The sequence below is a fragment of the Streptomyces sp. NPDC048291 genome, from assembly GCF_043201715.1.
Classification (GTDB): Bacteria; Actinomycetota; Actinomycetes; order Streptomycetales; family Streptomycetaceae; genus Streptomyces.
In genome coordinates, this window is sequence record NZ_JBICZC010000001.1 from 597417 (window position 1) to 619099 (window position 21683).

General features: G+C 70.4%; 16 protein-coding genes. 9 read left to right on the plus strand and 7 right to left on the minus strand.

The features are described 5' to 3' along the window. Positions 1–132: 132 nt before the first annotated feature. Positions 133–3270: an isoleucine--tRNA ligase gene (gene ileS, locus ACGF5O_RS02580; protein ID WP_393808076.1), complete on the minus strand. Its 3138-nt coding sequence runs from the start codon at positions 3268–3270 to the stop codon at positions 133–135. Positions 3271–3863: 593 nt separating this feature from the next. Here ileS and ACGF5O_RS02585 point away from each other — a divergent pair. The 6 genes from ACGF5O_RS02585 to ACGF5O_RS02610 all read left to right on the plus strand — a co-directional run bounded on the left by ACGF5O_RS02585 (position 3864) and on the right by ACGF5O_RS02610 (position 9368). Further along, a complete protein-coding gene (locus ACGF5O_RS02585) occupies positions 3864–4655 on the plus strand; it encodes a TraR/DksA family transcriptional regulator (protein WP_393808077.1) in 792 nt (263 codons plus the stop codon). 67 nt (positions 4656–4722) lie between these two features. Beyond that, on the plus strand, positions 4723–5337 hold the full coding sequence (gene lspA / locus ACGF5O_RS02590; protein ID WP_393808078.1) for a signal peptidase II: 615 nt from the start codon (positions 4723–4725) through the stop codon (positions 5335–5337). 64 nt (positions 5338–5401) lie between these two features. Beyond that, the gene (locus tag ACGF5O_RS02595) at positions 5402–6346 is read left to right on the plus strand and encodes an RluA family pseudouridine synthase (protein WP_393808079.1); all 945 of its coding nucleotides are present in this window, start codon (positions 5402–5404) and stop codon (positions 6344–6346) included. Then, the gene (locus ACGF5O_RS02600; RefSeq protein WP_393808080.1) at positions 6343–6813 is read left to right on the plus strand and encodes a GNAT family N-acetyltransferase; all 471 of its coding nucleotides are present in this window, start codon (positions 6343–6345) and stop codon (positions 6811–6813) included. Before ACGF5O_RS02595 ends, ACGF5O_RS02600 begins: the two co-directional genes overlap by 4 nt. 56 nt (positions 6814–6869) lie before the next feature. Continuing rightward, positions 6870–8456, plus strand: a complete 1587-nt coding sequence (locus ACGF5O_RS02605; protein WP_393808081.1) for a Na+/H+ antiporter — start codon at positions 6870–6872, stop codon at positions 8454–8456. 171 nt (positions 8457–8627) lie between these two features. Then, entirely contained in the window at positions 8628–9368 is a 741-nt protein-coding gene (locus tag ACGF5O_RS02610) for an SDR family NAD(P)-dependent oxidoreductase (RefSeq protein ID WP_393808082.1), read from the plus strand. Positions 9369–9377: 9 nt separating this feature from the next. On the opposite strand, the gene ACGF5O_RS02615 is transcribed toward ACGF5O_RS02610, so the two are convergent. After that, positions 9378–10490 (minus strand): mechanosensitive ion channel family protein, encoded by a 1113-nt coding sequence (locus tag ACGF5O_RS02615; RefSeq protein WP_393808402.1) that lies wholly within the window; start codon positions 10488–10490, stop codon positions 9378–9380. Positions 10491–10591: 101 nt separating this feature from the next. Here ACGF5O_RS02615 and ACGF5O_RS02620 point away from each other — a divergent pair, with 101 nt between their 5' ends. Continuing rightward, on the plus strand, positions 10592–11161 hold the full coding sequence (locus ACGF5O_RS02620; RefSeq protein ID WP_393808083.1) for a dienelactone hydrolase family protein: 570 nt from the start codon (positions 10592–10594) through the stop codon (positions 11159–11161). Positions 11162–11168: 7 nt separating this feature from the next. On the opposite strand, the gene ACGF5O_RS02625 is transcribed toward ACGF5O_RS02620, so the two are convergent. The 4 genes from ACGF5O_RS02625 to ACGF5O_RS02640 form a co-directional block, all read right to left on the minus strand. After that, on the minus strand, positions 11169–12839 hold the full coding sequence (locus ACGF5O_RS02625) for an alkaline phosphatase D family protein (RefSeq protein ID WP_393808084.1): 1671 nt from the start codon (positions 12837–12839) through the stop codon (positions 11169–11171). Positions 12840–12933: 94 nt separating this feature from the next. Next, on the minus strand, positions 12934–13776 hold the full coding sequence (locus ACGF5O_RS02630; protein ID WP_393808085.1) for a thioredoxin domain-containing protein: 843 nt from the start codon (positions 13774–13776) through the stop codon (positions 12934–12936). Between the two features lie 143 nt (positions 13777–13919). Beyond that, a complete protein-coding gene (locus ACGF5O_RS02635; RefSeq protein ID WP_393808086.1) occupies positions 13920–14612 on the minus strand; it encodes a hypothetical protein in 693 nt (230 codons plus the stop codon). Positions 14613–14679: 67 nt separating this feature from the next. Beyond that, positions 14680–16029 (minus strand): DUF2252 domain-containing protein, encoded by a 1350-nt coding sequence (locus tag ACGF5O_RS02640; RefSeq protein WP_393808087.1) that lies wholly within the window; start codon positions 16027–16029, stop codon positions 14680–14682. A gap of 223 nt (positions 16030–16252) precedes the next feature. On the opposite strand from ACGF5O_RS02640, the gene dnaE reads away from it, so the two are divergent. Next, positions 16253–19792 (plus strand): DNA polymerase III subunit alpha, encoded by a 3540-nt coding sequence (gene dnaE / locus ACGF5O_RS02645; RefSeq protein WP_393808088.1) that lies wholly within the window; start codon positions 16253–16255, stop codon positions 19790–19792. A gap of 153 nt (positions 19793–19945) precedes the next feature. On the opposite strand, the gene ACGF5O_RS02650 is transcribed toward dnaE, so the two are convergent. After that, entirely contained in the window at positions 19946–20122 is a 177-nt protein-coding gene (locus ACGF5O_RS02650; RefSeq protein ID WP_393808089.1) for a hypothetical protein, read from the minus strand. A 220-nt stretch (positions 20123–20342) separates the two neighbouring features. Between ACGF5O_RS02650 and ACGF5O_RS02655 the strand changes: the two genes are divergently transcribed. After that, positions 20343–21578: an NYN domain-containing protein gene (locus tag ACGF5O_RS02655; RefSeq protein WP_393808090.1), complete on the plus strand. Its 1236-nt coding sequence runs from the start codon at positions 20343–20345 to the stop codon at positions 21576–21578. Positions 21579–21683: the final 105 nt, after the last annotated feature.

Below are 21683 nucleotides of genomic sequence, written 5' to 3' on the forward strand. Positions count from 1 at the left end.
CCGCAGGTGTGAGGGGGGCGGCGTTTGGAGGGGCGCGGGGAACCGCGCACGTCAGGTGGTCCGACCCGCACCTATGCGAAGGGGCCCGATCCCCACCGTGGAGATCGGGCCCCTTCTCGGACAGGCCGGCGGCTATGCCTTCCGCAGGCGGAACGTCAGCGAGAGCCCCTCGTCGGTGAAGGGAGCCCCGTAACCGTCATCCCCCTCACCCTGCGAGAAGTCGGTCGCCAGCACCTCGTCGGCGATCAGCGCAGCATGCTCCGCCAGCGCCGCGATCACCGCCGGGTCGGTCGACACCCACCTGAGCGCGATCCGGTCGGCCACATCCAGCCCGCTGTTCTTGCGCGCCTCCTGGATCAGCCGGATCGCGTCCCGGGCGAGCCCGGCCTGCCGCAACTCCTCCGTGATCTCCAGGTCGAGCGCGACGGTCGCACCGGAGTCCGACGCCACCGACCAGCCCTCACGGGGCGTCTCCGTGATGATCACCTCGTCCGGCGCAAGGGTCACCGTCTCGCCCTCGACCTCGACCGACGCCGTGCCCTCGCGCAGCGCCAGCGACAGCGCGGCCGCGTCCGCCGCGGCGACCGCCTTGGCGACCTCCTGCACCCGCTTGCCGAACCGCTTGCCCAGCGCCCGGAAGTTGGCCTTCGCGGTCGTGTCGACCAGTGAGCCGCCCACCTCGGAGAGCGACGCCAGCGACGAGACGTTCAGCTCGTCGGTGATCTGCCCGTGCAGCTCCGGGTCGAGCGCGTCGAAGCCGACCGCCGCGACCAGCGCCCGGGACAGCGGCTGCCGCGTCTTGACGCCCGACTCCGCGCGCGTGGCCCGGCCCAGCTCCACGAGCCGCCGTACCAGGAGCATCTGCTTGGACAGCTCCGGGTCGATCGCGGACAGGTCCGCCTCCGGCCAGGACGACAGGTGCACCGACTCCGGGGCGCCCGGGGTCACCGGCGCGATCAGGTCCTGCCACACCCGCTCGGTGATGAACGGGGTCAGCGGGGCCATCAGCCTGGTGACCGTCTCCACGACCTCGTGCAGCGTGCGCAGCGCGGCCTTGTCGCCCTGCCAGAACCGGCGCCGCGAACGGCGGACGTACCAGTTGGACAGGTCGTCGACGAACGCGGAGAGCAGCTTGCCGGCGCGCTGGGTGTCGTACGCCTCCAGCGCCTGCGTCACCTGGTCGGTGAGCGCGTGCAGCTCGGACAGCAGCCAGCGGTCCAGGACCGGGCGGTCGGCCGGCGCCGGGTCCGCCGCGGACGGCGCCCAGTTCGACGTACGGGCGTACAGTGCCTGGAAGGCGACCGTGTTCCAGTAGGTCAGCAGCGTCTTGCGGACGACCTCCTGGATCGTGCCGTGGCCGACCCGACGCGCCGCCCACGGGGAGCCGCCGGCCGCCATGAACCAGCGCACCGCGTCGGCGCCGTGCTGGTCCATGAGCGGGATCGGCTGCAGGATGTTGCCCAGGTGCTTGGACATCTTGCGGCCGTCCTCGGCGAGGATGTGCCCCAGGCAGACCACGTTCTCGTACGACGACCTGTCGAAGACCAGCGTGCCGACGGCCATGAGCGTGTAGAACCAGCCGCGGGTCTGGTCGATCGCCTCGGAGATGAACTGGGCCGGGTACCGGCTCTCGAACAGCTCCTTGTTCTTGTACGGGTAGCCCCACTGCGCGAACGGCATCGAGCCCGAGTCGTACCAGGCGTCGATGACCTCCGGCACGCGCGTGGCCGTCTTCGCGCACTGCGGGCACGCGAAGGTGACCTCGTCGATGAAGGGGCGGTGCGGGTCGAGATCCGACTGGTCGGTGCCGGTCAGCCCGGTCAGCTCCGCGCGGGAGCCGACCACGGTGAGGTGGTCGTCCTCGCAGCGCCAGATCGGCAGCGGGGTGCCCCAGTAGCGGTTGCGGGACAGCGCCCAGTCGATGTTGTTGTTCAGCCAGTCCCCGTACCGGCCGTGCTTGACCGTCTCCGGGAACCAGTTCGTCTTCTCGTTCTCCGCGAGCAGGCGGTCCTTGATCTCCGTGGTGCGGATGTACCAGGACGGCTGCGCGTAGTAGAGCAGCGCGGTGTGGCACCGCCAGCAGTGCGGGTAGCTGTGTTCGTACGGCAGGTGCTTGAAGAGGAGGCCGCGCTGCTTGAGGTCCTCGGTGAGCCGTTCGTCGGCCTTCTTGAAGAAGACGCCGCCGACCAGCGGCACGTCCTCCTCGAAGGTGCCGTCCGGGCGGACCGGGTTCACCACCGGCAGGCCGTAGGCGCGGCAGACCTTCAGGTCGTCCTCACCGAAGGCGGGGGACTGGTGGACCAGGCCCGTACCGTCCTCGGTCGTGACGTATTCGGCGTTGACGACGTAATGTGCCGGTTCCGGGAACTCCACGAGCTCGAACGGACGTTGATAGGTCCAGCGCTCCATTTCGGCGCCGGTGAAGGTCTGGCCCGTGGTCTCCCAGCCCTCGCCGAGCGCCTTGGCGAGCAGCGGCTCGGCGACGACGAGCTGCTCCTCGCCGTCGGTCGCGACGACGTAGGTGACCTCCGGGTGCGCGGCGACCGCCGTGTTGGACACCAGGGTCCACGGGGTGGTCGTCCACACCAGGAGCGCGGCCTGGCCGGCGAGCGGACCGGAGGTGAGCGGGAAACGGACGTACACGGAGGGGTCGACGACCGTCTCGTAGCCCTGCGCCAGCTCGTGGTCGGACAGGCCGGTGCCGCAGCGCGGGCACCAGGGGGCGACGCGGTGGTCCTGGACCAGCAGACCCTTGTCGAAGATCGTCTTCAGCGACCACCAGACCGACTCGATGTACTCGGGGTCCATGGTCACGTAGGCGTCGTCCAGGTCGACCCAGTAGCCCATGCGGGTCGTCAGCTCGGAGAACGCGTCGGTGTGCCGGAGCACGGACTCCCGGCACTTGGCGTTGAACTCGGCGATGCCGTACTTCTCGATGTCCGGCTTGCCGCTGAAGCCCAGCTCCTTCTCGACCGCCAGCTCGACCGGCAGGCCGTGGCAGTCCCAGCCGGCCTTGCGGGCCACGTGGTAGCCGCGCATGGTGCGGAAGCGGGGGAAGACGTCCTTGAAGACGCGCGCCTCGATGTGGTGGGCGCCGGGCATGCCGTTGGCGGTGGGCGGGCCCTCGTAGAACACCCACTCGGGGCGGCCCTCGGACTGCTCCAGGGTCTTGGCGAAGATCTTCTGCTCGCGCCAGAAGTCGAGCACGGCGTGCTCGAGGGCGGGCAGGTCGACCTGTGCGGGCACCTGGCGGTACGTCGGCGCTGTCATCTGCGAGCTTCCTCCAACGGACTTGCTGCCTTCCGTCGGAGGGACGAGAGCCGGTCTTCCCGGACGCCGTGTGCGGCGCGCTCCCGCGGTACCACCCTCCTTGGCCCGCCGGACGCCGTACGCGCCGGTGAGCCCCCTCATTGGGGTCGCGAAACCGGCTCTACTGACCCTGGCAGGGCGTTCTTCCGGCGGCTCCGGGGTGATCTTCGCGTCGCGCTCGCCCCCGGGCTTCCACCGTCCCCGGGTCGCTCTGGGCTGCGTACGCCGCTACTCGTCCCCATCCACGCTTCTCGCTGCGCCCAGTGTACGGCGCCGCACGGACAGCGGCCGACCCGTTTTCCGGGCGCCGCCGGGGCCTGGCGGTCCACCTGCGGAGATGACCCGAATGGCGCGGTACGCGTGTTCGCATCCTGGGATGTCCGGCCCGGCGGATTACCGCGCGGGGAGCTGGGCACAACGCATGCATACCTGCTGCGTGGGGGGCGCGGGGCGGGCGGATCGGGCGGCGTGCCCCGTTGCCGCGGGACTCAAGTCGATTTATCGTCCCAGCACGATTCGCGTGCAAGATCACAATATGTGAAGGGGTCGCTGCCATGGTGGCGAAGAAGACCGCGGGGGGCAGCGGAGACAAGGGCACGCACGCGACAGCGGCGGCGGCTCCTTCCAGGAAAACGCCAGGTGAGAAGGGTTCCGTCAAGAAAGAGACCGTAACGAAGGCACCGGCGGGGAAGACGGCCGAGAAGAAGGCCGTCACCAGGAAGGCCGACGGGGCGAAGTCGGCGAAGGCGGAGAAGAGCGCGTCCAGGGCCGCGGCGACGAAGACCGCGGCGGCGAAGAGCACGGCCAAGAAGAGCACGGCCAAGAAAGCGGGCGCGGCGCGGGCCGCGAAGCAGACGGGAGCCACGACGGTGGTTGCGAAGAAGACTCCTGGCACGGCCAGGGCGGCGGACACCGCCGTCCCCAAGGCACGGGTCGCCACGGCGGTTCCGGGCGAGCTCGCGGTGCGTCCCGGCGAGGACCCGTGGACGCCGGAGGAGGTCGAGGACGCGCGCACCGAGCTGACGGCCGAGGCGATGCGGCTGCGCGCCGAGCTCGACGCGTCCGAGAGCGCCCTGGCCGGGCTGATGCGGGACTCCGGGGACGGCGCCGGTGACGACCAGGCCGACACCGGCACCAAGAACATCACCCGCGAGCACGAACTGGCGCTGGCCGCCAACGCGCGCGAGATGCTCGAACAGACCGAGCGCGCCCTGCAGAAGCTCGACGCGGGCACCTACGGCCTCTGCGAGAACTGCGCAAACCCCATCGGCAAGGCCCGGATGCAGGCCTTCCCGAGGGCCACCCTGTGCGTGGAGTGCAAGCAGAAGCAGGAACGCCGCTACTGAGCATCGGGGTCTCCTGGGGCGTGCCGTAGTCTCGTCCCGAGGCAGGCACCTAGGTTGAGGGACTCACGTGGCAGAGGCGGAACGCATCATCGGTACGCCGGGCACCCCGGACGACGGCGGCGAGCGGACGGCGGCGCCCGACGCGTCCGGTACGTCCGGTGCGGATCAGCAGTCCACCGTGGACCGGCGGCCCGGCCGCGGGCGCCGGATCGCCGTGCTGTTCGCGGTGGCCGCCTTCGCGTACGCCCTCGACCTGGGCAGCAAGATGATCGTGGTCGCGAAGCTGGAGCACCACGCGCCGATCCAGGTCGTCGGTGACTGGCTGGAGTTCCACGCGATCCGCAACCCGGGTGCGGCCTTCGGCTTCGGCGGCGCCTTCACGATCATCTTCACGCTGATCGCGGCGGCCGTGATCGTCGTGATCTTCCGGCTGGCGCGCAAGCTGTACAGCTTCCCCTGGGCGGTCGCGCTCGGCCTGCTGCTCGGCGGCGCGCTCGGCAACCTCACCGACCGGATCTTCCGCTCGCCGGGGATCTTCGAGGGCCAGGTCGTCGACTTCATCGCGCCCAAGGACTTCGCGGTGTTCAACCTGGCCGACTCGGCGATCGTCTGCGGCGGCATCCTGATCGTGCTGCTCTCCTTCCGCGGCCTGGACCCTGACGGGACCGTCCACAAGGACTGAGGTCGGCAGGGGCCTCCGGGGGCTTGCGTACGGGGCTGCCGACGCTGTCCGGCATACTCGACGGGTGAGCACGATTCCCGAGATCCGAACCCTGCCCGTGCCCGACGGCCTGGAGGGCGAGCGCGTCGACGCCGCCATCTCCCGCATGTTCGGCTTCTCCCGCACCAAGGCGGCCGAGCTGGCGGCGGCGGGCAAGGTCCAGGTCGACGGCTCGGTGGTCGGCAAGTCCGAGCGGGTGCACGGCGGGGCCTGGCTGGAGGTCGAGATGCCGGGGGCGCCCGCGCCCGTGCAGATCGTCGCGGAGCCCGTCGAGGGCATGGAGATCGTGCACGACGACGATGACGTGGTCGTGATCGTCAAGCCGGTCGGCGTGGCCGCGCACCCCTCGCCGGGCTGGACCGGCCCGACCGTGATCGGCGGCCTCGCCGCCGCCGGCTACCGCATCTCCACCTCCGGTGCCGCCGAGCGCCAGGGCATCGTGCACCGCCTCGACGTCGGCACCTCCGGCCTGATGGTGGTCGCCAAGTCGGAGCGGGCGTACACGTCGCTGAAGCGCCAGTTCAAGGAGCGCACGGTCGACAAGCGGTACCACACGCTCGTGCAGGGCCACCCCGACCCGACCAGCGGCACCATCGACGCGCCGATCGGCCGTCACCCGCAGCACGACTACAAGTGGGCGGTCACGGCCGAGGGCAAGCCCTCCGTGACCCACTACGACCTCATCGAGGCGTTCCGCGCGGCCTCCCTGCTCGACGTGAAGCTGGAGACCGGCCGCACCCACCAGATCCGCGTCCACATGGCCGCCCACCGCCACCCCTGCGTCGGCGACCTCACCTACGGCGCCGACCCGACGCTCGCCAAGCGGCTGCGCCTGACCCGCCAGTGGCTGCACGCCGTCCGCCTCGGCTTCGAGCACCCCGCGGACGGCGAGTGGGTCGAGTTCGCCAGCGAGTACCCGGCCGACCTGCGGCAGGCGCTCGACCAGGTCCGCGAGGAGACCTACGGATGAGCACGCGCGCGTACGCGGTGCGGGTCGCCGAGGACCCCGCCGACCTGGAGGCGTGCTTCGCGGTGCGCAAGCAGGTCTTCGTGGTCGAGCAGGGCGTCCCCGAGGACCTGGAGTACGACGCGTACGACCCCGTCGCCGTGCACGTCCTGGCGATCCGGGAGGACGGCGTGCCCCTCGGCACCGGCCGGCTGCTGTACGGCGAGGTGGCCGCGGCCAAGACCGGCGGTGACCCGTCCCTGGGCTCCCTGGGCCGGCTCGCGGTCTCCGCGGAGGCCCGCGGCCTCGGCGTCGGCGTCGCCCTGGTCCGCGCCATCGAGGAGGCCGCACGCGCGCGTGGCCTGGCCGCGGTGGACCTGCACGCGCAGACCCACGCGCTGGGCTTCTACGAGCGACTGGGCTACGAGCCGTACGGCCCGGAGTACGCGGAGGCGGGCATCCCGCACCGGGGGATGCGCCGGGTTCTGTAGCCGGCATGGCACGCTTGAGGCCCGCTGTGTGATCGTCTACACCCGGAGCGCTGGCCGTGGATCAGTTGGCCCTGTTGTTCGTGCTGCTGCTCGGGGCCCTGGTGAGTGTTCCGGTGGGGGACCGGTTCGGACTGCCGGCGCCCGTGCTGATGACGTTGTTCGGGATCGTCCTCGCGGTCGCCGACTTCGTGCCGGACGTGAAGATCCCGCCCGAACTCATCCTGCCCGGCCTGCTGCCGCCGCTGCTCTACGCGGCCGTCCGGCGGACCTCCTGGCGGCAGTTCGCGGCCAACGTCAGACCGATCTTCCTGCTCGCCGTCGCCCTGGTCTTCGTCACCACGCTGTGCGTGGCCGTCGTCGCCAACGCGATCGTGCCCGGGCTGCCGATCGCCGCCGCGATCGCGCTGGGCGCGCTGGTCGCCCCGCCCGACCCGGTCGCGGCGACCGCCGTCGCCGGACAGCTCGGGCTGCCGCGCCGGCTGGTGTCGATCCTGGAGGGCGAGGGCCTCTTCAACGACGTCACGGCCATCGTGCTCTACCACGTGGCCATCGCGGCCGTGGTCAGCGGCGCGTTCTCACCCTGGCGGGCCGGGCTGGACTTCCTGCTGTCCGCCGTGGTCGCGGTCGCCGTGGGCCTGGTGCTGGGCTGGGGCGCGAACAAGCTGATGGACATCCTCGGCGACGCGACCCTGCAGATCGGCCTGACCCTGATCGTCCCGTACGCCTCCTACGTCATCGCCGAGGAGCTGCACGGCTCCGGCGTCCTCGCCGTGCTCACCACCGCCCTGTTCATCGCCGAGTACGCCACCGACGCCGACGACGTCATGACCCGGCTCGCCGGATACACCTTCTGGGACATCGTCGACACGCTGGTCACCGGTGTCGCGTTCGGACTGATCGGCCTGGAGCTGCACAACGCGATCCGCACGGCGTCCGGCCGCTGGGGCGAGCTGCTCGGCTGGGCCGCGGCGATCGTGGGCGTGGTGGTCGTGGTGCGGCTGGCCTGGCTGCTGCCTGCCACCTGGCTGACCAAACGGCTGCACGCCCGGCGGGACTACGACGAGGAGATCCCGACCAGCTGGCGGGAGGCCGTCGTCATGTGGTGGTCCGGCATGCGCGGGGTGGCGTCGGTCGCGCTGGCCCTGGCCATCCCCCTGACGACCGACGACGGATCCCCCTTCCCGGACCGCGACGAGATCGTCTTCATCGCCTTCGGCGTGATCATGGCGACGCTGGTCCTCCAGGGGCTGACCCTGCCGTGGCTGGTGAGACGGCTGGGGGTACGGGCCGACACCGACCGCGAGAAGGAGATCGAGAAGGAGCTGGCGGTACGGGCGGCGAAGGCGGCACGGCGGCGCCTGAAGGAGATCGAGCAGGTCGAGGAGTTGCCGGAGGACGTGACGGAGCAGATGCTGCGGCGGGCCTTCGAGATCGGGTTCCGGATCAGTCCCGACGTGGTGGAGGACGAGCGGCGTGAGGGCCACGACAAGCGGGTGCGGCGGCTGAAGCGGTTGCGGCGGATCCAGCAGGAGATGCTGAGCGCGGCGCGGCACGAGGTGCTGGCGGCGCGCAGCGAGCCGGGGGCGGATCCGGAGATCGTGGACCGGGTGCTGCGGCATCTGGACGTCCGCAGCCTGCGGTGACGCTCCGCCGGGGGTGCCGTGACGGGCCGTCGTTCGTCTGCGGCGCCGTGGTGGCCGGTCGCGCCGTTCCCCGCGCCCCTTTCGGGGCGCTGTACAGCGGTAGTCATACAAGCCCATGGCGGCTGTGGACAGTCACAGGCGCTGTCGGCTTCGCCCTCGTAGTCTCGGGTCATGGCTCGGAACATTGTGATCAGTGGTGGAGGAACCGGGATCGGGCTCGCCGCGGCGCGGGTGTTCGCCGGGGACGGGGACCGTGTGCTGCTGCTGGGGCGGCGCAGAGAGGTGCTGGTGAGGGCAGGAGTGCTCGGGGCGGAGGTGTACGCCGCCGATCTGGCCGAACCCGAGCAGGTGCGCGGAGTCGCGCGGTTCGTCGCGGAGGAGTTCGGGACCGTGGACGTGCTGATCCACAGCGCCGGCGGGAACGCGGCCCTCGCGCCGGACGCGGCGGCCGGTGACCCGCTGGACGCCGCGGCCCGGGTCTGGACCGGCAACTTCCGGCAGAACACCCTGACCGCCGTACTGCTCACGGAGGCACTGAAGGACCGGCTCGCCGACCCCGGCGGGCGGGTGCTGTTCGTCAGCTCCATCGCGGCCTTCCGGGGCTCGGGGAGCGGCTCCTACGCCGCGTCCAAGGCGGCCCTGCACCCGTACGCCCACGACCTGGCCCGCGAGCTCGGCCCCCGCGGGGTCACCGTGAACGTGGTCGCGCCCGGGTACGTCGAGGACACCGGGTTCTTCGGCGGCCCGGTGGCGGAGGCCCGGCGGGAGCGGCTCGTCGCCGAGACGTCGACGGGGCGGGCCGGCACACCCGGTGATGTCGCCGCCACCCTGCACTGGCTGGCCTCCCCGGCCGCCGGGCACGTCACCTCGCAGATCGTCCAGGTCAACGGCGGCGCCGAACGCGGCCACTGAAACGGGGGCTCAGCCGCGGCCGGTGCGGGGCGGCTCGTGCAGGCGCCGGCCCGCAGCCGCCCCGTCCTGGGAGGGGATGATCCCGCCGGGCGGCAGGACCGCGTCGGCCGTGTTCACCCGGGGCAGGGCGTAGGGGTGCTCCGCGTTCAGCCAGGTGATCATCTGCTCGCGGACGGTGACCCGGACCGTCCAGATGTCGTCCGCGTCCTTGGCGGTCACCAGCGCCCGCACCTGGATGGTGTTGGGCGTGGAGTCGGTGACCACCAGGCCGTAGGCCCGCCCGTCCCAGGCCGGGCATTCGCGCAGGATGTCCTGGAGCTTCTCCCGCATGGCCTCGATCGGCGCCGAGTGGTCGACGTGCCAGTAGACGATCCCGGTCATCTGCGGGGTGCCCCGGGACCAGTTCTCGAAGGGCTTGGAGGTGAAGTACGACACCGGCATGGTGATCCGGCGCTCGTCCCAGGTCCGTACCGTCAGGAAGGTCAGGGTGATCTCCTCGACCGTGCCCCACTCGCCGTCGACCACGACCGTGTCGCCGAGGCGCACCATGTCGCCGAAGGCGATCTGCAGGCCGGCGAACATGTTGGCCAGGGTGGACTGGGCGGCCACACCGGCGACGATGCCGAGGACTCCGGCGGAGGCCAGCAGCGAGGCCCCGGCCGCGCGCATCGCCGGGAAGGTCAGCAGCATCGCCGCCACGGCCACCACGCCGACGACCGCCGTCACCACCCGCATGATCAGCGACACCTGGGTGCGCACCCGGCGGACCCGGGCCGCGTCGTGGTGGACCCGGGCGTAGCGGTCGTAGGTCGACTCCACGACGGCCGCCGTGATCCGCACCACCAGCCAGGCGGCCGACCCGATCAGCATCAGGGTCAGGACCTGGCCGACGGCGGTCCGGTGCTCCCGGATCAGCTCGGCCTGGTCGTAGGAGCCTCTGAGCAGGGCCGCGCACAGCACCAGCTGGTAGGGGACGCGGCCGCGGCGCAGCAGGCCCCACAGGGGTGTCTCGCTGTGCCGTGCGTCGGCCTTGCGCAGCAGCAGGTCGGTCGCCCAGCCGATCAGCAGGGTGAGGACGACGGCGCCGCCGACCACGATCAGCGGGCGGAGTACGTTCTCCATCTCCATGGAACCGAACGTAACCGCTTCCGCGGGGTCCTGAACATGCCGTTCGACGAGAAGGGGGTGACAGACGTCACCCGGCAGGCTGGCACCATGGGTTCATGAACATCATGCTCTTTCACTCGACCTACGGCCTCAGGCCCGCGGTGCGCGAGGCCGCGGACCGGCTGCGTGCCGCCGGGCACGAGGTGTGGACGCCGGACCTGTTCGAGGGGCGCACGTTCGGCACGGTCGAGGAGGGCATGGAGTTCAACGAGTCGATCGGCAAGGACGAGCTGCTGAAGCGGGCCGTGCTGGCGGCGGCGCCGTACTCGGAGCGCGGGCTGGTGTACGCGGGGTTCTCGCTGGGCGCCTCGATCGCGCAGACGCTGGCCCTGGGCGACGAGCGGGCGCGGGGGCTGCTGCTTCTGCACGGCACCTCGGACATCGCGCCCAGCGCCTCGGTGGACGAGCTGCCGGTGCAGCTGCACGTGGCCGAGCCGGACGCCTTCGAGACGGACGACTGGCTGAGCGCCTGGTACCTGCAGATGGGCCGGGCCGGTGCCGACGTGGAGATCTACCGGTACCCGGGGGCCGGTCACCTCTACACCGACCCCGGTCTGCCGGACTACGACGCGGAGGCCGCCGAGGCCACCTGGCGGGTGGCGCTCGGCTTCCTCGACACGCTGTAGGCGACGGTTACACCGGGTCGTAGGTGCGCTCGACCTTCTGGGTGCCGCTGCGGGTGCGGTACGACCGCTCCCAGGACGAGGTGGCGTCGGCCTTCGTCTTGTCGGAGAGGACGTAGTAGTCCATCTGCGCCCGCGCGGACGTGATGTCCAGGATGCCGTAGCCGTGCCGGTCGGTGTCGACCCAGTGCACGTGGCGGTTGGCCAGCTGGATGACCGGGGCGGCGACGGCGGAGACGACGCCGGGGGAGACCTTGAGGATGTCGTCGAGGTTGTCCGAGGTCACCGAGGTGACCACGAACTCGGTGGCGGCCGAGGCGGACAGCGGGTAGGTCCCGGCGTCCACGGGCACGTCGTTGGCCCAGGCCATGTGGATGTCGCCGGTGAGGAACACCGTGTTGCCGATCGCGTTGGAGCGCAGGTGGGCCAGCAGCTCGCGGCGGTCGTCGGTGTAGCCGTCCCACTGGTCGGTGTTGAGGGCGAGGCCGTCCTGGGGCAGGCCGAGCAGCTTGGCGAGCGGCTTGAACAGGTCGGCGGAGAGCGAGCCGATGGCGAACGGCGAGATCATCACCGAGTTGCCGACCAGCCGCCAGGTGGTGTCGGAGGCCTTCAGACCCGCCTTGAGCCAGTCGAGCTGGGCGCGGCCGGTGATGGTGCGGTCCGGGTCGTCGACCGAGCCGCTGCCCGTGGACACCTGCTGGGAACGGAAGGAGCGCAGGTCGAGCAGGGAGAGGTCGGCGAGCTTGCCGAAGCGCAGCCGGCGGTAGGTGGTGCCGGCGATGGCCGGGCGGACCGGCATCCACTCGAAGTAGGCCTGCTTGGCGGCGGCCTGACGGGCCGTCCAGGTGCCTTCGGTGCCCTCGGTGTGGTTCTCGGCACCGCCGGACCAGGAGTCGTTGGCGAACTCGTGGTCGTCCCAGATCGCGATGACCGGCGCCTTGGCGTGCAGGGCCTGCAGATCGGTGTCGGTCTTGTACTTGCCGTGCCGTATGCGGTAGTCGGCGAGCGTGATGATCTCGTGGGTGGGCGCGTGCTGCCGGACCACGGTGTCGCGGGTGCCGTACTCGCCGGTGCCGTACTCGTAGATGTAGTCGCCGAGGTGCAGCCAGGCGTCGAGGTCGCTCCGGGCGGCCAGGTGCCGGTACGAGGCGAAGTAGCCGGCCTCCCAGTTGGCGCAGGAGACGACGCCGAAGCGCAGGCCCGCGACGGCGGCGTCCGCCGCCGGCGCGGTGCGGGTGCGCGCCACCGGGGAGTCCGTGGGGCCGGCCGAGAAGCGGAACCAGTAGTCGGTGGCCGGGGCCAGGCCGCGGATGTCCGCCTTGACGGTGTGGTCGGAGGCGGCGGTTGCGGTGGTGGAGCCCTTGGAGACGACATTCGTCAGCGCCTTGTCGGTGGCGACGACCCAGCTGACCTCGGTGTCCGGGCCGGTCCCGGAGCCCGGCGTCGCGTCGGCGGTCGGCGTCACCCGGGTCCACAGCAGGATGCCGTCGGGGAGCGGGTCGCCGGAGGCGGTGCCGTGCAGGAAGGCGGGCGCGTCCGAGGCGGCCCGGGCCGGCAGCGCGGCGGCCAGCGGTGCGGCCAGGACAGCGGTCGCCGCCGCGGCCTTGACGACCGTACGGCGGCGGGGAGAGAGGGAGTGTGCACTCTCGGAAGACTGTGTTGATCGGTTTCGACTGGTCACGAGCGCTCAGGTTACTGACCAGTATGAACAAGAGCAGGCGAACCGGCGAAAGTTCGCCTGCTCTTCACGTGGAGCCGGAGATTCCGGTCGGGCGTCAGCCCTTGAGGGCCGCGTCCACCACGGAGTTGAAGGCGTCGACCGTCATCGGCGGGTTGCCGCTGGAGTCGGCCGTCAGCATCTTGCCGTTCATGACGAAGCTCGGAGTGCCCGTCACGCCGTCCTTGTTGGTGTCGAAGGTCTTCGACATGGCCAGCGCCCAGGCGTCGTACTTGCCGGACTTCACGTCGGCCTGGAAGGACTTGTTGTTCTTCAGCGCCGGGACGGTGTCGGCGACCTCGATGAGGTAGCTGTCGTTCTTGAACTTGTCGGTGGACTCGTCCGGGTGCCACTTCTTCGAGTACAGCGCGGTCTTGTACTCCAGGAACGCCTCGTCGCTGACGTTCAGCGCGGCGCCCATGGCGGCCATGGCGCTCTTGGAGCCCTCGCCGCGCGAGCCGATCTGGCCCTTGCCGAGCGAGTCGCCGTCGAGGAACGTGCCACCGATGTACTGGATCTTGAACTTGCCGTCGTCGATGTCCTTCTTCACCGTCGAACCGACCGTCTGCTCGAACTGGGCGCAGATCGGGCAGCGCGGGTCCTCGTAGACCTTGAGGGTCTTCGTGGCGGTGGACTTGCCGATGACGACCGTGGTGCCGTTGGTGCCGGTGGTGTTGGCCGGGGCGACGACCTTCTCGTCCTTCACGGCCTCCCAGTGGCTGGGCTTGTTCGCCTGGACGACGGCGTAGCCTATGCCGCCCGCCGCGGCCAGCACGGCCACGACCGAGGCGGCCACGACGACCTGCCGCTTGACCTTGGCGCGCTTGGCCTGCTTCTCGCGCTCGGCGCGCAGCCGCTCCCGGGCCGCGTTCTTGGCAGCTGCGCTGTTCCGCTTGCTCATGTTGGTGATCTCCATAGGGGACGCGCACATGTCGTACGCGGGATACGTGTGGGGGACTCGTCGTACTCGGAGTGATCGGTGTGCTTGGAGCACTCGGAGTACTCGGACGAGGGGCGTGCTCGGGTGGGCGGGGCGCTCGGGGCTCAGGCGAAGGGCAGGGCGAGCGCCCCGGAGCACGGCGGTCCGCGTCGTCCCAGGGAGTGCGCGAGGAGCAGGTCGCGGACGGCGGCCGCCCGCGGCGCCGGGCGCGGCAGCCGTCGTACCGGAACCGGTCGGACCGTGCCCGCGGCGACCGCGAGGAGCAGCGGGCGGAAGGTGGTGGCGGCGACGGCGCGCAGCAGCTGGGTCAGGGCGCGCTCGCCGCGGCGCAGCCAGGCGGCGGCGAGCAGGCCGACACCGACGTGTGCGGCGAGCAGCAGCCACGCGGCGGTCGGGTCGGCGTCCGTGAGCGCCGCCGCGGCACGGGAACCGCCGGCCATCCGGGCCAGCGGGGTGCCGACCGTGCCGCCGTGACAGAGCACGTCGAAGCCGACCGCGCGCAGCGGACCGGTGATGGGGCCGCCCGCCCGGCCGTAACAGGCGTGCTGGCCGGTGGTGAAGACCGTGTCGGCGGCCAGTTCGAGCGGGATCAGCAGGGCGGCGATCCGGCCGAAGCCGCGCTCGCGGCCCGCCAGCGCGTACGCCGTGCAGAACACGCCGGCGGCGACCGCGGCCACCGTCGTGAACGGCAGCGGGGCCCGGGACAGCAGCACGTGCGACGCGGTGCTGAGCGTCACGACGAAGGCCGTGAACAGTGCCGCGCGCACGGCTCTGAGCTGGGTCCCGGATATGTCCATAGCGGTGGAGAGTCTGTCACGTACTCATGTAGGGGACCCCTAAAAAGGCCCTGAGAATCGGCGAAGGTTACAGCCCTGGAATGCGGCCGTTGCGGAAGAGGTCGACGAAGATCTGGTGGTCGGCACGCGCGCGGGCGCCGTAGCTGTGCGCGAAGTCGGCGAGCAGGCCCGCGAAACCGTCCTCGTCGGCCGCGATCGCCGCGTCGATGGCCCGCTCGGTGGAGAACGGCACCAGGGACTCGCCGGAGGTGTCGTCGGCCGCCGAGTGCATGGACGCCGTGGCCCGGCCGAGGTCCGTGACCACCGCCGCGATCTCCTCCGGGTCGTCGATGTCGCTCCAGTCCAGGTCCACCGCGTACGGCGAGACCTCGGCGACCAGCTGGCCCGCGCCGTCCAGCTCGGTCCAGCCCAGCCACGGGTCGGCGTGCGCCTGCAGGGCGCGCTGCGAGATCACCGTGCGGTGGCCCTCGTGCTGGAAGTAGTCCCGGATCGCCGGGTCCGTGACGTGCCGGGAGACCGCCGGGGTCTGGGCCTGCTTGATGTAGATCACCACGTCGTTCTCCAGGGCGTCCGTGGCGCCTTCCAGGAGGATGTTGTACGACGGCAGGCCGGCCGAGCCGATGCCGATCCCGCGGCGGCCCACGACGTCCTTCACGCGGTAGGAGTCCGGCCGGGACAGCGACGACTCGGGGAGCGTCTCCAGGTAGCCGTCGAAGGCGGCGAGGACCTTGTAGCGGGTGGCCGCGTCCAGCTCGATGGAGCCGCCGCCGGAGGCGAAGCGGCGCTCGAAGTCGCGGATCTCCGTCATCGAGTCCAGCAGCTCGAAACGGGTCAGCGAGCGGGCCGCGCGCAGCGCGCCGAGCAGCGGGCCCTCGGCGCTGTCCAGGGTGAACGGCGGCACCTCGTCGCTCTTCGCGCCCGTCGCCAGGGCGTGGATGCGCTCGCGGTACGCGTCCGCGTACACCTCGACCAGCTCGGTGATCTGCTCGTCGCTGAGCGCCTTCGCGTACCCGATCAGCGCGATGGAGGCGGCGAAGCGCTTCAGGTCCCAGGTGAACGGGCCGACGTAGGCCTCGTCGAAGTCGTTGACGTTGAAGACCAGGCGGCCGTTGGAGTCCATGTAGGTGCCGAAGTTCTCCGCGTGCAGGTCGCCGTGGATCCACACGCGCGAGGTGCGCTCGTCCAGGTACGGGCCGGTGTATATCCGCCCGCCGCCCGGGCCCGCGTGTTCGGCGTCCAGGTCGTGGTAGAAGAGCGCGGCCGTGCCCCGGTAGAAGGCGAAGGCCGAGGCCGCCATCTTCCGGAACTTCACGCGGAACGCGGCCGGGTCGGCGGCCAGGAGCTCGCCGAAGGCGGTGTCGAAGACGGCGAGGATCTCCTCGCCGCGCTGCTCGCCGTTGAGCTGGGGGACCGACATCGCTGGGTGCCTCCTGGTGCGTGTGGTGCCTGACATGTGGCGCGGATCTCTCGCCCGGACCAACGTGCGAAGGTCCCCGGGAGTGCCCGCTTTCTCGGCACGAAGGTACGCGGGGCAGCCCGCCGGGTGTCAGTGCCGAGGCATAGGATTCCGCTGTCCCGCCAGACTGTCCGCAGCCGGTCGGAAGATCCTCGACGCCTGATTTCCTTCGGAGGCCGAAACCGTGTCAAAGCCGCCCTTCACGCACCTGCACGTCCACACCCAGTACTCGCTGCTGGACGGTGCCGCGCGGCTCAAGGACATGTTCAACGCCTGCAACGAGATGGGCATGACGCACATCGCCATGTCCGACCACGGCAACCTGCACGGGGCGTACGACTTCTTCCACACGGCGAAGAAGGCGGGGGTCACCCCGATCATCGGGATCGAGGCGTACGTCGCCCCCGAGTCCCGGCGCAACAAGCGCAAGATCCAGTGGGGCCAGCCGCACCAGAAGCGGGACGACGTCTCCGGTTCCGGCGGTTACACCCACAAGACGATGTGGGCCGTGAACAGCACCGGCCTGCACAACCTCTTCCGGCTCTCCTCGGACGCGTACGCCGAGGGCTGGCTCCAGAAGTGGCCCCGGATGGACAAGGAGACGATCTCCCAGTGGTCCGAGGGGATCGTGGCCTCCACCGGCTGCCCCTCCGGCGAGCTCCAGACCCGGCTGCGCCTCGGACAGTACGACGAGGCACTGAAGGCGGCCGCCGAATACCAGGACATCTTCGGCAAGGACCGCTACTTCCTGGAGCTGATGGACCACGGCATCGAGATCGAGCACCGGGTCCGCGACGGCCTCCTGGAGATCGGCAAGAAGCTCGGCATCCCGCCGCTGGTGACGAACGACTCGCACTACACCTACGCGCACGAGGCGACCGCCCACGACGCCCTGCTGTGCATCCAGACCGGCAAGAACCTCTCCGACCCGGACCGCTTCAAGTTCGACGGCACCGGCTACTACCTGAAGTCCACGGACGAGATGTACGCCGTCGACTCCTCGGACGCCTGGCAGGAGGGCTGCGCCAACACCCTCCTGGTCGCCGAGATGGTCGACACCACCGGCATGTTCGAGGCCAAGAACCTCATGCCGAAGTTCGACATCCCCGACGGCTACACCGAGGTCACCTGGTTCAAGGAGGAGGTCCGCCGGGGCATGGAGCGCCGCTTCCCCGGCGGCATCCCGGACGACCGCCAGAAGCAGGTCGAGTACGAGCTGGACGTCATCATCCAGATGGGGTTCCCGGGCTACTTCCTCGTGGTCGCCGACTTCATCATGTGGGCCAAGAACAACGGCATCGCGGTCGGCCCCGGCCGAGGCTCCGCGGCCGGTTCGATCGTCGCCTACGCCATGGGCATCACCGACCTCGACCCGATCCCGCACGGCCTGATCTTCGAGCGGTTCCTCAACCCCGAGCGCGTCTCCATGCCCGACGTCGACATCGACTTCGACGAGCGTCGGCGCGTCGAGGTGATCAGGTACGTGACCGAGAAGTACGGCGCCGACAAGGTCGCCATGATCGGCACCTACGGCAAGATCAAGGCCAAGAACGCCATCAAGGACTCCGCGCGCGTCCTTGGCTACCCGTACGCGATGGGCGACCGCCTCACCAAGGCGATGCCCGCCGACGTCCTCGGCAAGGGCATCGACCTCGACGGCATCACCAACCCCTCGCACCCCCGGTACAACGAGGCCGGCGAGATCCGCGGGATGTACGAGAACGAGCCGGACGTCAAGAAGGTCATCGACACCGCGAAGGGCGTCGAGGGCCTGGTCCGGCAGATGGGTGTGCACGCCGCCGGCGTGATCATGTCCAGCGAGCCCATCGTCGACCACGCCCCGATCTGGGTGCGGCACACGGACGGCGTGACCATCACGCAGTGGGACTACCCGCAGTGCGAGTCGCTCGGCCTGCTGAAGATGGACTTCCTCGGCCTGCGCAACCTGACGATCATGGACGACGCCGTCAAGATGGTGAAGTCCAACAAGGGCATCGACCTCGACCTGCTGGCCCTGCCGCTCGACGACCCGAAGACCTTCGAACTCCTCCAGCGCGGCGACACCCTGGGCGTCTTCCAGTTCGACGGCGGACCCATGCGCTCCCTGCTGCGCCTGATGAAGCCCGACAACTTCGAAGACATCTCCGCCGTCTCCGCGCTCTACCGTCCCGGCCCGATGGGCATGGACTCGCACACCAACTACGCGCTGCGCAAGAACAAGCTCCAGGAGATCACCCCGATCCACAAGGAGCTGGAGGAGCCCCTGGAAGAGGTCCTGGCCGTCACCTACGGCCTGATCGTCTACCAGGAGCAGGTGCAGAAGGCCGCCCAGATCATCGCCGGGTACTCGCTCGGCGAGGCCGACATCCTGCGCCGCGTGATGGGCAAGAAGAAGCCCGACGAGCTGGCGAAGAACTTCGTCCTCTTCCAGAAGGGTGCCCGCGACAAGGGCTTCAGCGACGAGGCCATCCAGTCCCTGTGGGACGTGCTGGTCCCGTTCGCCGGATACGCGTTCAACAAGGCGCACTCCGCCGCGTACGGCCTGGTCTCCTACTGGACCGCCTACCTGAAGGCGAACCACCCCGCCGAGTACATGGCCGGACTGCTCACCTCGGTCAAGGACGACAAGGACAAGTCGGCCGTCTACCTCAACGAGTGCCGCCGCATGGGCATCAAGGTGCTCCCGCCGAACGTCAACGAGTCGGTGCACAACTTCGCGGCGCAGGGCGACGACGTGATCCTGTTCGGCCTGGAGGCCGTCCGCAACGTCGGCACCAACGTGGTCGAGTCGATCATCAGGAGCCGCAAGGCCAAGGGCAAGTACGCGTCCTTCCCCGACTACCTCGACAAGGTCGAGGCGGTCGCCTGCAACAAGCGCACCACGGAGTCGCTGATCAAGGCCGGCGCCTTCGACACCATGGGGCACACCCGCAAGGGCCTCACCGCGCAGTACGAACCGATGATCGACAACGTGGTCGCGGTCAAGCGCAAGGAGGCCGAGGGGCAGTTCGACCTCTTCGGCGGGATGGGCGAGGAGGACAACAGCGAGCCCGGCTTCGGACTGGACGTCGAGTTCACCACCGACGAGTGGGAGAAGACCTACCTGCTCGCCCAGGAGCGGGAGATGCTCGGTCTCTACGTCTCCGACCACCCGCTCTTCGGCCTGGAGCACGTGCTCTCCGACAAGGCCGACGCCGGCATCGCCCAGCTCACCGGCGGCGAGCACGCCGACGGCGCGGTGGTCACCATCGGCGGCATCATCTCGGGCCTGCAGCGCAAGATGACCAAGCAGGGCAACGCCTGGGCGATCGCCACCGTGGAGGACCTCGCGGGCTCCATCGAGTGCATGTTCTTCCCGGCGACCTACCAGCTGATCTCGACCCAACTCGTCGAGGACGCGGTCGTGTTCGTCAAGGGCCGCCTCGACAAGCGCGAGGACGTGCCCCGGCTGGTCGCCATGGAGCTGGCGGTCCCGGACCTCTCCAACGCCGGCACCAACGCGCCCGTGATCCTCACCATCCCGGCCACCCGGGTCACCCCGCCCATGGTCAGCCGGCTCGGCGAGATCCTCAGCCACCACAAGGGCGACAGCGAGGTCCGGATCAAGCTCCAGGGCCCGACCAAGACCACCGTGCTGCGCCTGGACCGGCACCGGGTGAAGCCGGACCCGGCACTGTTCGGCGACCTGAAGGTGCTGCTCGGCCCGTCCTGCCTGGCCGGATAGGCCCCGGCTCCCGGCCGGTCGTACGCGGTCGGTCGACACGGCCGGTCGTATACGCGCGAAAGCCGTACACGTGCGGAAGGGGCGCACCCGCAACGGGTGCGCCCCTCCTGCGTGCCCGGGCTTCAACAGCCCGCGGGGACCTGGTCAGTCCGCTCAGTTGTGGCCGAAGCTCTTCTGCTTCTTGCGCGCCACGTCGGCCGGGCTGCCCTGGATGTGCGACACCGGCGAGTCCTGGGACTCGTTCGACGTACGCTGCCCGTGCTCGTGGGTCTGCTCGCTCTGCGAGGTGCGGCTCTGGGAGCCACCCTTGCGGTTCTTGTTCTTGGCCATGGTGATCTGCCTCCTGTGGGGGATCTAGGGGCCGAATTCAGATTCACATAGGCTGACAACGGACGCATTTCGGATAATTACCGTGTGTGACAGGGCTTGTCGGAGAGCGAGGTCCCGAAACGCCACGCCGAAGATCGAGTTCGGGCCGTTAACCCCCGCGTGGTCGGGCAGACTCGAAGGAAGCCCCGAAAGCAAACCTCCCGGAAAGAGGGTGAGTCGCGTGGACCGCTGCATCGTCCTGGTGGACGCCGGGTATCTGCTGGGTGCCGCCGCCAGTCTCCTCGCCGGTGAGCCCTCCCGATCCCGCATCACCGTCGACCACGCCGCGCTGATCCAGGCGCTGCGCGACCGCGCGGAGTCCGACACCGAGCGTCCACTGCTGCGCATCTACTGGTTCGACGGCGCCCCCGACCGTGTCCCCCAGCCGGAACACCGCCGGCTGCGCGTGATGCCCCGGGTGACCGTCCGGCTCGGCGCGCTGACCCGCAGCGACGGACGCTGGGCGCAGAAGGGCGTGGACGCGGCTATGCACGCCGAACTGACCGAGCTGGCCAGGAACAGGGCCTGCTCCGACGTCGTCCTGGTGACCGGCGACGGGGACCTGCTGCCGGGCATGATGGCCGCGAAGGAGCACGGGGTCGCCGTACACCTGTGGGCCGTGCAGGCCGCCGACGGGGACTACAACCAGTCCGAGGACCTGGTCGCCGAGGCCGACGAGCGGCGGGTGCTGGACCGGGCGTGGATCACCCAGGCGGTACGGGCCAAGGAACTGACCGCGGTCTGCGCGCCGCCGCCGGTGCCGCGGCCGGAGATCGCCGCGATCCTCTCGGCGCCGCTGCCCGAGTCGTCGCTGGCGGCGGCCCCCGAGCCGGGTACCGAGGACGTGGACCGGGCGCCTGCCGCGAGCATCGTGGAGAACGGGGCGCCGGATCGGGTGCCCGCGCCGAAGGGGGTGCCCACGCCCAAGGACCTCGCCGCGCTGCGGGCGCCGGGCGCGCAGCCGCTCTCGCCGCCGGCTCAGCAGGCGGCGACCACGGCCACGCTGCGGTGGTCCTCCGACAAGGGGTGGGTGGACCGGCCGGGGGTCGCGGCGGAACCGGCGGAGGCGGCCTCCATGCCGACGCTGGCGCAGCTGACCACCGCGGAGCAGCGGTGGGCCGACCGGGAGGAGGACATCACGACCGTCGGCGGGGATCCGTACGAGGTCGGGCAGGTGTTCGCCAAGCGGTGGATGTCGCGGCTCGGGGACCAGGCGCATCTGCAGAAGCTGTCGGGGATGTATCCACGGATTCCGCACCGGATCGACGGGGAGCTGTTGCGGTACGCGGCGCGGTTCGGGTTGCTCGCGCACAAGGACGACCAGATCGACGAGCATGACCGGTACGCCATTCGGGCGGGGTTCTGGAGAGAGTTCGACGTGCCGGCGGGGGCCGGGGAGCATGCGTCGGCGGAGTGAGGTGAGGGGCCGCGGATGTCGTTTCGGGTGCGGGCCGGTGGGGGCTTGTCGCGCAGTTCCCCGCGCCCCTTTGGGGCGCGCTGCCCCCAAGGCGTTGGAAAGCTG